Annotated in this window: 13 protein-coding genes; 2 read left to right on the top strand and 11 right to left on the bottom strand. The window is 68.3% G+C overall.

Annotated features, from left to right (window positions below):
- The 4 genes from WS95_RS01320 to WS95_RS01305 all read right to left on the bottom strand — a co-directional run bounded on the left by WS95_RS01320 (position 1) and on the right by WS95_RS01305 (position 4,295).
- Positions 1–1,116, bottom strand: coding sequence for a succinylglutamate desuccinylase/aspartoacylase family protein (locus WS95_RS01320; RefSeq protein ID WP_034206018.1), 1,116 nt, complete (start codon positions 1,114–1,116; stop codon positions 1–3).
- Positions 1,117–1,340: 224 nt separating this feature from the next.
- On the bottom strand, positions 1,341–2,123 hold the full coding sequence (locus tag WS95_RS01315; protein ID WP_059821874.1) for an ABC transporter substrate-binding protein: 783 nt from the start codon (positions 2,121–2,123) through the stop codon (positions 1,341–1,343).
- Positions 2,124–2,349: 226 nt separating this feature from the next.
- Positions 2,350–3,270, bottom strand: a complete 921-nt coding sequence (locus tag WS95_RS01310) for a LysR family transcriptional regulator (RefSeq protein ID WP_059821872.1) — start codon at positions 3,268–3,270, stop codon at positions 2,350–2,352.
- Positions 3,271–3,347: 77 nt separating this feature from the next.
- Positions 3,348–4,295, bottom strand: coding sequence for a GlxA family transcriptional regulator (locus WS95_RS01305; protein WP_059780069.1), 948 nt, complete (start codon positions 4,293–4,295; stop codon positions 3,348–3,350).
- A 107-nt stretch (positions 4,296–4,402) separates the two neighbouring features.
- Between WS95_RS01305 and WS95_RS01300 the strand changes: the two genes are divergently transcribed.
- Together WS95_RS01300 and WS95_RS01295 are read left to right on the top strand one after the other, a co-directional pair.
- Positions 4,403–4,711 carry a DUF3817 domain-containing protein gene (locus WS95_RS01300; RefSeq protein WP_059821870.1) on the top strand — a complete coding sequence of 103 codons (309 nt, stop codon included), beginning with the start codon at positions 4,403–4,405 and terminating at the stop codon, positions 4,709–4,711.
- Positions 4,708–5,109: a CopD family protein gene (locus tag WS95_RS01295; RefSeq protein WP_059821868.1), complete on the top strand. Its 402-nt coding sequence runs from the start codon at positions 4,708–4,710 to the stop codon at positions 5,107–5,109. The genes WS95_RS01300 and WS95_RS01295 overlap by 4 nt, the downstream gene beginning before the upstream one ends.
- Before the next feature lie 206 nt (positions 5,110–5,315).
- On the opposite strand, the gene WS95_RS01290 is transcribed toward WS95_RS01295, so the two are convergent.
- The 7 genes from WS95_RS01290 to WS95_RS01260 all read right to left on the bottom strand — a co-directional run bounded on the left by WS95_RS01290 (position 5,316) and on the right by WS95_RS01260 (position 12,653).
- On the bottom strand, positions 5,316–6,704 hold the full coding sequence (locus tag WS95_RS01290; RefSeq protein ID WP_034206024.1) for an NCS2 family permease: 1,389 nt from the start codon (positions 6,702–6,704) through the stop codon (positions 5,316–5,318).
- Between the two features lie 552 nt (positions 6,705–7,256).
- A complete protein-coding gene (locus WS95_RS01285) occupies positions 7,257–7,775 on the bottom strand; it encodes a DUF3455 domain-containing protein (protein ID WP_059821866.1) in 519 nt (172 codons plus the stop codon).
- Positions 7,776–7,992: 217 nt separating this feature from the next.
- Complete coding sequence (locus WS95_RS01280; protein WP_059821864.1) at positions 7,993–9,108, bottom strand: alkene reductase; 1,116 nt, start codon at positions 9,106–9,108, stop codon at positions 7,993–7,995.
- 68 nt (positions 9,109–9,176) lie between these two features.
- Positions 9,177–9,983, bottom strand: coding sequence for a 2,5-didehydrogluconate reductase DkgB (gene dkgB / locus WS95_RS01275; protein WP_059821862.1), 807 nt, complete (start codon positions 9,981–9,983; stop codon positions 9,177–9,179).
- A 149-nt stretch (positions 9,984–10,132) separates the two neighbouring features.
- Positions 10,133–11,083 (bottom strand): LLM class oxidoreductase, encoded by a 951-nt coding sequence (locus WS95_RS01270; protein ID WP_059821860.1) that lies wholly within the window; start codon positions 11,081–11,083, stop codon positions 10,133–10,135.
- A 15-nt stretch (positions 11,084–11,098) separates the two neighbouring features.
- Positions 11,099–11,422, bottom strand: a complete 324-nt coding sequence (locus WS95_RS01265) for a MoaF-related domain-containing protein (RefSeq protein ID WP_059821857.1) — start codon at positions 11,420–11,422, stop codon at positions 11,099–11,101.
- A gap of 28 nt (positions 11,423–11,450) precedes the next feature.
- Positions 11,451–12,653, bottom strand: coding sequence for an MFS transporter (locus WS95_RS01260; RefSeq protein ID WP_059821855.1), 1,203 nt, complete (start codon positions 12,651–12,653; stop codon positions 11,451–11,453).
- Positions 12,654–12,717: the final 64 nt, after the last annotated feature.

Genomic DNA, 12,717 nt, shown 5'->3' with positions numbered 1-12,717 from the left:
TCAGGCGGACAGCAGCGAGCCGGTGCGGATCGCGGTCGCGCCCGCGATGCGCGCGACTTCCATGCCGGCCGTCGCGAAGCGCACGACCTGGCGCGCGTACAGCACGCCCGACACGCTGCTCTTCAGCGTGACGACGCGATCGGTCAGCGGATCGACGATATCGGCCACGGCCTGGCCTGCCTCGATCATCGCGCCGACCGGCGTGCGGAACACGATCACGCCCGACACGGGCGCGACGAGCGGATCGGTGCCCGCGAGCGGCGTGGCCGGGTGCGCGAGCGGCGGCAGCGGCGCCGGCGTGCCTTCGACGATGCCGCGCTCGGTCAGGTATTCGACGATCGCCTGCGCATCCTTTTCGGCGAACTCGTACGACACGTCGCGTTCGCTGCGCAGTTCCACCGTGACCGAAATCGCGCCGTTCGGGATCGGGAAGCGGTCGCCGAAGCGGCTGCGCAGATCCGACCAGCAGAAACTGTGGATTTCGTCGAACGGGTTGCCGACCGAATTCAGCGCGAGCAGCGAGGCCTTGGCATCGAGATAGCGCGCCAGCGGCTCGACGTCCGGCCACAGATCGGGATTCGTGTAGAGATGCATCACCGCGTCGCTGTCGCAGTGCAGGTCGAGCACGATATCGGCGTCGAACGACAGCTTCTGCAGCGCGAGGCGCTGCGAGTCGAGCTCGGTGCGCGGCTTCTGCTCGTCGAGCGCTTCGCGCATCGCCGTGCGCACGACGGCCAGATTGCGCTGCGCGTCGTTCGTGAGGCGCTCTTCGACACGCGGCAGCACGAGCGCCGCGAGATCGTAGAAATTGCGGTTGAAGTTCTGCATCGAGCCGAGCTCGAAGCGGCCGAGGTGATCGCCGAACACGTGCTGCGACAGGCCGATCGGATTGGGCACGGGCACGACGACGATTTCGCCGCGCAGCTTGCCGGCGGCTTCGAGCGCGGCGATCTTGCGGCGCAGCAGCGTGGCGACCAGCATGCCGGGCAGCTCGTCCGCGTGCAGCGACGACTGGATATAGACCTTCTTGCCGCCGCGCGGGCCGTAATGGAAGCTGGTGATCTGGCGTTCGGTACCGACGGCGGGGGAAATCAGCGGATGGGTCTGCGTTTGCATGATGAGGGGAGTGCGGCGCAGCCGCGAATGATCCATGTGCGTGGAAGATCGATTGTACGTTGCCTTTCTCGCCGCCATCAAACCGGCGCCAGAACACGCGGTTTTCCGTTGAGAATCATCGGGTTGGCGCGGAAAAAATAACGTCGCCGGCGCCGCGCGCAAAAAAAACGGGCTCCTCGCGGAGCCCGTTCCCGTCGCGCCGAATCGCGCGTGCGTCGGCCGGATTACTTGCCGTAGACGTCGAAATCGAAGTACTTCTTCGCGAGCTTGTCGTACGTGCCGTCCTTGCGCATGCCGGCGATCGCGCTGTCGATCTTCGCCTTCAGGTCGGTGTCTTCCTTGCGCAGGCCGATACCGGCGCCGTTGCCGAGCGTCTTCGGATCGTCGAGATCCTTGCCGGCGAAGTCGAAGTTCGCGCCGCGCGGCGTCTTCAGGAAGCCGATCTCGGCTTGCACCGCGTCCTGCAGCGCGCCGTCCAGACGGCCGGAGATCAGGTCGGCGTAGACCTGGTCCTGGTTCTGGTAAGGCACGACGTTCACGCCCTTCGACGCCCAGTACGTCTTCGCATAGGTTTCCTGGATCGTGCCCTGCTCGACGCCGACCGACTTGCCCTTCAGCGATTCGGCCGTCGGCATCAGGCCGGCGCCCTTCTTCGTGACGAGGCGCGTCGGCGTGTTGAACAGCTTCGCCGAGAACGCGATCTGTTCCTGACGCGCCGGCGTCATCGACATCGACGACAGCACGCCGTCGAACTTGCGGGCCTTCAGCGCCGGGATCATCCCGTCGAAGTCGTTTTCGATCCACACGCACTTCGCGTTCATGCGGCGGCAAATTTCGTTGCCCAGATCGACGTCGAAGCCGACCACCTTGCCGTCGGCGCCTTTCGATTCGAAAGGCGGGTAGCTTGCGTCGACGCCGAACCGCACGGTCGTCCAGTCTTTCGCGTACGCGCTGCCGGCCGATACGGCGAGCAGGGCCACGGTCACAGCCGCAAGAATCTTTTTCACTCGGTGACTCCTCGTTTTGTTCGATGGGTGCGCGGTTGTGCCGCGCCGTAAGCCTTCGGCCCGCCGCGGCTTCGCGTCGGACAGTCCGTTTCGCCCGCCCGATGGGGGCGCGCGACGTGCGCAAGATTATCAAGACAAAATACCGGCGGGGCGCCTAGGACAAGCCCCGATACCGGGCCCGGCGGCGGCGCGTCGGACGCGTCGCCGTTTCACACACAGGAACGATTCAACCGAGCGTTTCGTTGACCGCGCGCTGCAGGCACGTGACGAAGTGCGAGACGGCCGGCGTGGGCAGCAGGTCGCGCCGCGCGATGATCGACAGGTCGAAGCGCGGCATGCTTTCGTCGAGTTCGGCCGTGCGGATGCCGAGCGGGGCCACCATCGCGGCGAGCGGGCGCGTGAAGCAGCCGATCACGTCCGAGCGCGCGACGAGCCCCAGCGTCACCGCGAACGACATCGGCGAGCGCAGCAAACGTTTCGGCAGCGGCAGCCCGTGCGCCTCGAACATCCCGACCATCACGCTGTGCGGAAACTGCTCGGCGCCGACGGTGACGATCCATTCGGCGTCGAGCAGTTCCTCTAACCGGCGCGCCTGCGCGAGCGGATGACCGTCGCGCATCACGATCGTGAATTCGGTCGACAGCAGCGGCAGTTGCGTGAAATCGCGGTCGAGCGCGGGCACATGGTGCATCGCAGCGATGTCGAGCGTGCCGTTGCGCAACTGCGCGAGCGCGTCGGGCACCGTCACTTCCTCCAGATGCAGGCTGACGTTCGGCATCGACTCGCGGAATGCCGTCACCGCGCGCGGCAACGCGGTCAGCGCGATCGACGGCATCGTGCCGACCGCGACGCGGCCCGACATCTCGCCTTTCACCTGCTCGACCGCCTCGACCGTGCGGCGGATGTCGCCGAGCAATTGCTCGGCGCGCGGCAGCAGCGCCTCGCCGCAGGCGGTCAGCTCGACGCCGCGCACGCTGCGAGCGAGCAGCTCCGCGTTGAGCGCGGTTTCGAGCTCGCGGATCGTGTGCGTGATCGCCGGCTGCGTGACGCCGAGCTCGCGGGCGGCGGCGCGCAGGCTCTTGTGGTGCGCGGCGGAGACGAACGCCTGGAGCTGCGCGATGTTCAAGGGGTTACGGATGCGGGTCATGGAGGGAGTCCGGTGGGCGCGAAAGGGGCGGCGGCGGGCGACGGATTCATGCTGCGGCGGGGCGATCCCGATGCGCGTCACGCATCGGCGCGCGCGCGGAACGCCTGCCGGTAACGCTGCGGCGAGGTGCCGACGATGCGCGCGAAGCGTTCGCGAAACGCGGTGACCGAACCGAACCCGGCTTCCGTCGCCACATGTTCGATCGACAGCTCGGTCACCTCCAGCAACTGCTGCGCATGCCGGACGCGCGCGGTCTGCAGCCATTGCCCCGGCGACGTGCCCGTCTGCTCCCGGAAGCGCCGCGTCAGCGTGCGCACGCTTGTCGACGCCTTGCGCGCGATCGCGTCGAGCGTCAGCGGCTTGCGCAGGTTGGCCTGCAGCCAGTCCATCAGGTCGTGCAGGCCGTCGCCGCCGGTCGGCCATTCGGGCGCGATGAACTGCGCCTGCCCGCCCTCGCGCACGCGCGGCGCCACCGCGCTGCGGGCAGCGTCGACGGCGACCGCCGCGCCATAGTCGGCCTGGATCATGTGCAGGCACAGATCGAGGCCGGCGGCCGCACCGGCCGACGTCAGGATCTGGCCGTTGTCGACGAACAGCACGTTCGGGTCGACGTCGACGGTCGGATAGCGGCGCGCGAGTTCGGCGGCTGCGAGCCAGTGCGTCGTCGCGCGCAGGCCGTCGAGCAGCCCCGCTTCCGCGAGCACGAACGCGCCGCTGCAGATCGACGCGATCCGGCATCCGCGCGCGGCCGCCGCGCGCAGCGCGTCGAGCACGCGGCGCGACGTGGGCGCGAGCGGCGCCGACGTGCCGGGCACCATGATCGTATCGGCGTCGGCCAGCGCATCGAGACGAAACGGCGGACGCAGCTCGAACAGGTCGCCGCCGACGCGCGGCTGCTCGCTGCACACGCGCACGCGGTACGCGGGCGCGACGTCGGGCGCCCGCACGCGCGCGAACGTGTCGCATGCAACGCCCAGATCGAACGGGACGACATCGGGCAACGCAAGAACGGCGACCGTGTGCATGGCGTGTGCGGCCCGTGGCCGGAATCCGTTGAAAGATGTCATTCTAGCCAATGGCTCGAACCCGTACCACACGCGACAATCGCGGCGGACCCACCTGGAGCCTGCCGATGAAACAAGACGATCGCAACGCGTTGCGGAACCTGCAATACCTGTCGCTGCTGGAAGCGACCACGCTCGTCGTGCTGGTGTGCGTGGCCGTGCCGCTCAAGCATCTGGCCGGCTATCCGGTCGCGGTATCGATCATGGGCCCGGTTCACGGCGTCGCGTTCGTCATGTATGGATGGGCGGTGGTCGGCACCGCGTCGAGCGGGCTGTGGAGCAAGGGCGAGGTCGTGCGGCTCGTGCTGTCGGCCGTCGTGCCGTTCGCGGGGCTCGCGAGCGCCGGCTGGATCGCGCGCAGGCGGCACGCGCGATGATCTACCTGGTGCTGAAGGCCGTGCATCTGGTCGCCGTCGTCACGTTCGTCGGCGGGTTGCTGTTGTCGTCCGTCGGGGTCCGGATTGCGAATCTCGCCGTGCATCGCGCGGTGCGGCGCTGGGATCGCACGGTGACGGTGCCCGCGCTCGCGCTCGTCTGGATCGCCGGCATCGCGCTGGCGCTGAGCGGTCACTGGTTCGGCGCCGCGTGGCTGTCGGCGAAGCTTGCGCTCGTCGCCGCGCTGTCGGTGCTGCACGGGATCCTGGCCGGCACGCTGCGGCGGATGGAGCGCGACGATCTCGTCGTCATGCCGACACCGTGGCTCGGGCAAGCGGCGGGCGCGGCGATCGTCGCGACCGCGCTCGTCGTCGGGCTGGCCGTGATCAAGCCGTTCTGACGGCGCGACGCCGCGAGCGTGGCGCCGGGCGCGAACGGGTGTATCGCGCCGTTGTCGCGAAGCGCGTCACGCGGCGTCGCACGGACAAAAAAAGCCTGGAAACTCGCGTTCCCAGGCCTGGAGACCATCGACGACGATGGTGGAGGAGACGATCTCGTCCCGATGCGCGTCGCCCTCGTGCAGGCGACGTCGCGCAGGTGCCGCGCTCAGATCGCCCAGCCGCCGAGATAGAACGTGACGAGCACGGCCGCGATGAGCACGGTGCCGACGTTGAGCTTGCGGAATTCGCCGCTGGCGATGCGGCCGATCACGAGCGTCGAGAAGCCGAGCATGATGCCCGTCACGATGTTCGCGGTCAGCACGATGAACACCGCGCATACGAGGCCCGACATCGCGTCGACCATGTCGTCCATGTGCAGCTTGCTCACGCTGCCGAGCATCAACAGGCCGACGTACATCAGCGCCGGTGCGGTGGCGTACGACGGCACGAGACCCGCGAGCGGCGAGAAGAACATCACGACGAGGAACAGCAGGCCGACCACGGCCGCCGCGAGGCCCGTCTTCGCGCCGGCGGCCACGCCGACGCTCGACTCGATGTAGGCCGCCGCCGGCGCGCCGCCGAGCAGGCCGGAGAAGATCGAGCTGATCGAATCGGCGGTCAGCGCGCGGCCGCCGTTGACGATGCGGCCGTTTTCGTCGAGCTGGCCGGCTTGCCCGGCGACCGCGCGGATGGTGCCGGTCGCGTCGAACACGGCGGTCATCACCAGCGCGAGCACGCTCGGCAGTACGGCCATCGACAGCGCGCCCTTGATGTCCATCGCGCCGATCAGCGATGCGTGGCCCGGCGCGCTGAGCGACGGCAGCGCGAAGATGCCGCGGTATTTCACGCCCGGATCGAAGATCAGGCCGAATACCGAGATCGCGATCACGACGAGCAGGATGCCGCCCGGCACGCGACGCTTTTCGAGGCCGAAGATCGCGGCGAGGCCGACGACCGACATGATGACCGGGAACGCGGTGATCTGGCCGAGCGAGACCGGCAGGCCGGCGCCCGGGTTCTTGATCACGAGGCCGACGTCGTTCGATGCGATCAGCAGCAGGAACAGGCCGATGCCGATCCCCGTGCCGTGCGCGACGCCCGCGGGCAGGTTGCGCAGGATCCACGAACGCACGCCGGTGACCGAGATGCCGGTAAACACGAGGCCCATCAGGAACACGGCGCCGAGCGCGACCGTCGGAGGCAGCCCCTTGCCGAGCACGAGGCCGAACGCGGTGAACGCGGTCAGGGAGATCGCGCAGCCGATCGCGATCGGCAGCTTCGCCCACAGGCCCATCAGCAGCGAGCCGAACGCGGTGGTGAGACAGACCGCGACGAACACGGCGCTCGTGTCGAAACCGGCCTTGCCGAACATGCCGGGCACGACGAACACGGAATAGACCATCGCGAGGAAGGTGGTCACGCCGGCAATGATCTCGCGACGCTGCGTGCTGCCGCGCGACGAAATGCCGAAGTACCGGTCGATGACTCCCTGGGCGCCAAAGTCAGTTTCTTCCGCGCCGACGCCGACCGTCGGCTGCACCGGGGTATCACTCATGAGCTTGCTCCTTTATCAGCATGCTGAAACGGTCCGTGGCGGACCGTCGTCAGGGTGTCTCGTATCTGTTGGGATTGTTCGGCAACGTCGTGGAGACGAATGACGCGCGATGCGCGCCGTGACGGGCGAATCGAAACGATCGCGAGGGTGTCGCGTCGGACGACGCGTGGTGTGGTCGACCCCGTCACGTGTGCTTTGCCGTAGCGAAGGTTAGGCGAGCAACCGATCACGTCCCATCGGGGGACGAGCATGCAGCGCATGTCGCAGCGCTTATATCGGCGTGCAACGGGGCTTCGTCGCGCCGACACGCGTGTATACGCCTAGTTCGAATCCGTTAAGGCGACTATTTGAATGCAGGGTCGGCGGGCGGGATGGAAGGGGGCGATGCATTGAATATTACAAATAGCCTTCGGCGTGGCCGGGAAGGTCGGTGCGAACTGCGGCGGGCGACGGGATTCGCCGCCGCGCGCAACCATGCGTGCCTGAAAGACAGGAACACCGAGTAACTGGCGGATTGCCGCGACGACGCCCGGCGCCGACGGTGCGCCCGCGTCACTTCAGGAACACGTATCGCGCGAAGTACGGGAAGCGGCCGATCGCATGCTCGGTCGTGCACGCCGTCGCCGGCGGCATGCCGCCCGACGTATCGAGCCGCTGCACGAAACGCACGCCGGCGAGCGTGCCCGTCGCGGCAGGCGTCGTCGCGAGCAACAGTTGCGCAATGCTGGACGGGCTGGCGCTCGGCGCTTCCGCGCGCTTCTTGCCGGTTACGCGGCTACCGTCGAGTGCTTCCCACGACGGCCCCGCGCCGTGCCGCACGACAAGCGCGCCGGCTTCATCGAACAACATCGCCTCCGGCCGCACGAAGGTCCATGCAAGCCGGTGTTCGGCATCGTATTCGCATGTGTAGATCTGCACGCCGGTCGCGGTGGTGGACAGCACCGTCGTCACGGGATCGCGGGAAGTGAGGCCGGCCGGATCGCCGGCGTGCGCCGGTGCGGCGACAGCCGCCAAGGCAAGACCGGCCGTCATGGCCAGCAGCATGTCGCGGGTCGGGGAGCAGCTGGGCATGGCAACGCGTCCTTTCAGATCGAATGGTCGTACGAAGGCGATTCCATCAACGGTAGACGCCGATTGCACCGGCTGCAATGTGGAAATGGCAATCGAGGCGATAGTCGCCGCGATTGCCGAGGCAGCGGGGCAGCGATCGGTGGATCGCGACCCGGCCAATGTCGACCGGTGCGGAGCCGGCATACAGCGCCCGGCCGGGCACGCACGACCGAAGCGTTCAGGCCGCGGCTTGCGCGAGCGTCGGGTAGTCGGTCAGCCCGCGGGCGCCACCGCCGAACAGCGTGTTGCGGTCATGCGGTGCGAGCGGCGCGCCGGTGCGCAGGCGCTCGGGCAAGTCGGGGTTGGCGACGAACGGACGGCCGAACGCGATGAGGTCCGTCCAGCCGGCGGCGATCGCTTCGCGTGCGCGCTCGGCGGTGTACGCGCCGGCGTAGATCAGCACGCCCGGGAACGCGGCGCGCAATTGCTGCTTGAAGGCGATCGGCATCAGCGGCGCGTCGTCCCAGTCGGCTTCCGCGATGTGCAGGTAGCCGACGCCGAGCTCGCCGAGCCGCTTCGCGGCGGCGAGGTAGGTCGTTTCCGGATCGTCGTCGACGCAGCCGTTCAGCGTGGTCAACGGTGCGAGGCGGATGCCGACGCGCGACGCGTCGCCGGCGCCTTCGATCAGCGCCTGTGCGACTTCGCGCAGGAAGCGCAGCCGGTTTTCCAGCGAGCCGCCGTACGCGTCGGTGCGCGTGTTCGCGTTCGAGTCGATGAACTGGTTCACGAGGTAGCCGTTCGCGCCGTGCAGCTCGACGCCGTCGAAGCCGGCTTCGATCGCGTGGCGGGAGGCGGCGCGGTATTGATCGACGATCTCGCGGATCTCGTCGATCGACAGCGCGCGCGGCTCGGATGCCTGCACGAAGCCTGGGGTGCTGCCGTCTTCGCCGGCGATGAACACGTTCACGCCCTTCGCCTGGAGCGGCGACGACGACACCGGTTGCGCGCCGCCGAGCAGACTCGTGTGGCTCAGCCGGCCGACGTGCCACAGCTGCGCGAAGATGCGGCCGTGCGCGGCGTGCACGGCGTCCGTCACCTTGCGCCAGCCGGCGATCTGCGACGGTGTGTGGATGCCGGGCGTCCACGCGTAGCCCTTGCCGAGCGGCGCGATGTAGGTGCCTTCGCTGACGATCAGGCCCGCACTCGCGCGCTGCGCGTAATACGCGGCCATCAGTTCGTTGGCTTCGTCGCCGGGCTGGCTCGCGCGCGAGCGCGTCATCGGCGGCATCACGATGCGGTTCGGCAGCGTCAGCGCGCCGAGCCGCAGCGGTTGGAAAAGCGGGTCCTGGGTCATGGTGGTGTCCTGTCGGTGCCGCGGCCGGCGGGCCGCGACGGGTCGTGTCGGATGAGGGCGCGGCGCGCTCAGTCCCACTTCGGCGCGAGGCCGGCCGGGTCGACTTCGCGACCGTTGCGTTCGAGCGCGGCGATCTGCGCCATGTCTTCGTCGGTCAGGCGCAGCGTCTGCGCGAGCAGGTTGCTCGCGAGGTGCTCGCGCTTGGTCGACGACGGAATCACCGAGTAGCCGAGCCGCAGCGCCCATGCGAGTGCGACTTGCGCCGGCGTCGCGTCGTGACGCCGCGCGATCGCGCCGAGCACCGGGTCGCCGAGCACCTTGCCGTACGCGAGCGTCATGTACGACGTCACGTGGATGCCTTCGGCGTTCAGGAACTCGACCAGCTTGCGATTCTGCAGGTACGGGCTGAGCTCGATCTGGTTCGTCGCGATCGCGTCCCTGCCGACGGCCGCGATCGCTTCCTTCGTCAGTTCGATGTTGAAGTTCGAGATGCCGATTTGGCGCGTGAGGCCCTTCGCCTTCGCGTCGGCCAGCGCGGTCATGAACGTGTCGATCGACACGCCGTTGCCCGGCGCCGGCCAATGGATCAGCGTCAGGTCGACATGGTCGGTGCGCAGCTTGCGCAGGCTTTCCTCGAGGCTGGCCGCCAGCTTGTCCGGTGCGTAGTTGTCGACCCAGATCTTCGTCGTGAGGAACAGGTCTTCGCGGCGCACGCCGGACGCGGCGATCGCTTCGCCGACCTCGGCTTCGTTGCCGTAGATCTGCGCGGTGTCGATCGCGCGGTAGCCGACTTCGAGGCCGTTGCGCACCGAGTCGATGACAACCTGGCCTTGCAGGCGGAACGTACCGAGGCCGAAGGCGGGAATCTTGCTCATCTGTGCTCCTGAAAGAGGGGGAACGATTGCGGTATCGGAATCATTCTGGCGCTTGAGACTCATGAAATAAACGCCTTTAGATAACAAAAATATTTGATTTGAAGTCAAATATCGATCGTGCCGCGGGTGCATGCGGGCCGTGGCCGGCCTTATGCGGCGCGCGTCTGCGGATTCGTTGGCGAATGGAATGCGGGCAGCACGTCCGCGGCGATCTCGGCCATCGTTTCGTCGAGCGGCCGCCGGTTGCGGCGGAAATGCAGGCCGATGTGCTGCACGCCCGCATCGCGCATCGCCGCGAGTTCCTCCGTCAGCGCGACGCGTCCCGCGCGGGCGCCGAAGCGGTGCCGCTGCAGCGGCTCGTGCGGATCGTCCGCGAGGTCGAGATGGATGAAGCTCACGTACGGCTTGCCGCCGGCCACCGCACGCCAGCTCGCGGCGCGCTGCAGGTGATCGGCCGGCGTGCCCGGATACGCGAGGCAGCCGTCCATGTGCTCGCCGATCCACGCGGGCGTCTGCTGCGCGAGGCCCGCGACGAGCAGCGGCACCGGCGAACGGGCCGCGGGAAGCACGTCCAGGCCGGGCGGCAGATGCCCGCGCGCGCCGTCGCGCAGCAGCGCGACCTGGTCGCGAAAGGTCGCACCGCGCGTGGCGAAGTCGCGGCCGAACAGCGGATACTCGACCGGCCGGTCGCCGCTCGCGACGCCGAGCAGCAGGCGGCCGCCGCTCAATTCCTGGATCGTCGCGGCCGATTTCAGCGTGAGCAGCGGTTCGCGCAGCGGCAGCACGACGGCCGCGGTGCCGAGCAGGATGTCGCGCGTGATCCCGGCGAGGTAGCCGAGATACGAGAACGTCTCGAACACCTGCGCGGCGTCGCCGAACGACGGGTCGTACACCGGCACGTCGCGCACCCAGAGCGCGCGGAAGCCGAGCGTGTCGGCCAGTTGTGCGAGTTCCGCGTGGATTTCCAGGTCGGGCACACCGGGGTGGCGGCCGTCATGCTGGCGTTTCGCGTTGCCGGCCGGGGTCCAGTCGTTGTCGAGCGGCAGTTCGATGCCGATGCTGAAGCCGCCGTCGGCGAGCTTGTCGAGCGACGTGAGCATGATGGACGCCTCCGTTCAGACCGCGCGCAGGCTGCCGTCGAGCCGGTAGAAATCGAGCGACGACGCGGTGAAGAACGAGCGCGACGTGCCGGCGGCGAAATCGTCGATATGCACGACGGTGGCGCGATCGGCTTCCTGCCACGAGGTCGCGTAGGTCTCGCCGGCGACGCGCTGCCACGTGTATTCGACTTCGCCCTTCGCGCCCACGTAAGGGCCTTCGGTGATCTCGTAGCGCATGTGGCGACCGTCTTCGTCGTATGCGTTGAGCGCGGTGAGGCCGTCGTAACGGACTTCGAAAGTCTTGCCGGCGAACGGCGGGCGTGGGGTCGATGCGTTCATGCTGTGGGCTCCTGTAAAAAAGTGGCGTTCAATGGGCGAGTTCGACGGGTCCGGCCGTGCGCTCGGGCAGACCGTGGCGGCGGTCGAGACGGCCGCTCAGCGCGGTGAGCGCGAATGCGCCGAGCGTGACGACGGCGGCGATCCACGGCGTGTGGCCGAGGCCGACGTTCGCGACGACCAGGCCGCCGAGCAACGAGCCGCCGGCCACGCCGAGGTTGAAGGCGGCGATGTTGAAGCCCGATGCGACGTCGGTGGCGTCCGGCGCGAAGTGGCGCGCCTGCTTGACGACGTACACCTGCAGCCCCGGCACGTTGCCGAACGCCACGGCGCCCCACGCGAGCATCGTCAGGACTGCAAGCCATTTCGCGTGGATCGTGAAGGTCAGCGCGAGCAGCACGATCGCGAGCAGCAGGAAGATCCGCTTGAGCGCCTTCACGGGGCCGACGGCGTCCGCGAGCTTGCCGCCCCACACGTTGCCGATCGCGACCGATACGCCGTAGCCGACGAGCACGAGGCTGACCTGCGACGGCGTGAAGCCGGCGATCCGTTCGAGCAGCGGCGCCATATAGGTGAACGCGATCAGCGAACCGCCGTAACCGACGGCCGTCATCGCATAGACGAGCAGCAGGCGCGGCTGGGCCAGCACGCGCAACTGGCGGGCGAGCGGCGCCGGCGGCGTCTGCGGCAGCCCGCGCGGCACGAATGCGACCGCGCCGACGAACGCGACGAGGCCGAACAGCGCGACGATCAGGAACGTCGCACGCCAGCCGAAATGCTGGCCGATGAACGTGCCGAGCGGAATGCCGGCGACGAACGCGACGGTCATGCCGCTGAACATCGTCGCGATCGCGCTCGCGGCCTTGTCCTTCGGCACGAGCGTCGTCGCGATGATCGAGCCGACCGAGAAGAACACGCCGTGCGCGAGGCCCGTGAGCACGCGCGCGACGATCAGCGATTCGTAGCCGGGCGCCTGCCACGCGACGAGGTTGCCGACGGTGAAGAGCGCCATCAGCCCGGCGAGCAGCGCCTTGCGCGGCACGCGGCCGGTGAGCGCGGTGAGCAGCGGCGCGCCGATCGCGACGCTCAGCGCGTACAGGCTGACGAGCAGTCCGGCGGACGGCAGGCTGACGCCGAGGTCCGCACCGATCGTCGGGATCAGCCCGACGATCACGAATTCGGTGGTGCCGATGGCAAAGGCGCTGATGGTCAACGCAAGCAACGCGAGTGGCATGACGGGATCCGGGTTTCGGTAGGAATGGATCGCAGTGTGCCGGCTTTACTTTTGCTGAAAAACT

It is taken from the genome of Burkholderia sp. MSMB1826 (assembly GCF_001526325.1).
Lineage (GTDB): Bacteria > Pseudomonadota > Gammaproteobacteria > Burkholderiales > Burkholderiaceae > Burkholderia.
This window is presented reverse-complemented; position numbering and strand designations above follow the sequence as displayed.

Excerpts from the sequence above, each read along its gene's own strand:
- WS95_RS01265 (WP_059821857.1), bottom strand. The coding sequence starts at position 11,422 with ATGAACGCATCGACCCCACGCCCGCCGTTCGCCGGCAAGACTTTCGAA.
- WS95_RS01295 (WP_059821868.1), top strand. The coding sequence starts at position 4,708 with ATGATCTACCTGGTGCTGAAGGCCGTGCATCTGGTCGCCGTCGTCACG.
- WS95_RS01290 (WP_034206024.1), bottom strand. The coding sequence starts at position 6,704 with ATGAGTGATACCCCGGTGCAGCCGACGGTCGGCGTCGGCGCGGAAGAA.
- WS95_RS01310 (WP_059821872.1), bottom strand. The coding sequence starts at position 3,270 with ATGACCCGCATCCGTAACCCCTTGAACATCGCGCAGCTCCAGGCGTTC.
- WS95_RS01260 (WP_059821855.1), bottom strand. The coding sequence starts at position 12,653 with ATGCCACTCGCGTTGCTTGCGTTGACCATCAGCGCCTTTGCCATCGGC.
- WS95_RS01300 (WP_059821870.1), top strand. The coding sequence starts at position 4,403 with ATGAAACAAGACGATCGCAACGCGTTGCGGAACCTGCAATACCTGTCG.
- WS95_RS01270 (WP_059821860.1), bottom strand. The coding sequence starts at position 11,083 with ATGCTCACGTCGCTCGACAAGCTCGCCGACGGCGGCTTCAGCATCGGC.
- WS95_RS01280 (WP_059821864.1), bottom strand. The coding sequence starts at position 9,108 with ATGACCCAGGACCCGCTTTTCCAACCGCTGCGGCTCGGCGCGCTGACG.
- WS95_RS01305 (WP_059780069.1), bottom strand. The coding sequence starts at position 4,295 with ATGCACACGGTCGCCGTTCTTGCGTTGCCCGATGTCGTCCCGTTCGAT.
- WS95_RS01320 (WP_034206018.1), bottom strand. The coding sequence starts at position 1,116 with ATGCAAACGCAGACCCATCCGCTGATTTCCCCCGCCGTCGGTACCGAA.
- dkgB (WP_059821862.1), bottom strand. The coding sequence starts at position 9,983 with ATGAGCAAGATTCCCGCCTTCGGCCTCGGTACGTTCCGCCTGCAAGGC.
- WS95_RS01285 (WP_059821866.1), bottom strand. The coding sequence starts at position 7,775 with ATGCCCAGCTGCTCCCCGACCCGCGACATGCTGCTGGCCATGACGGCC.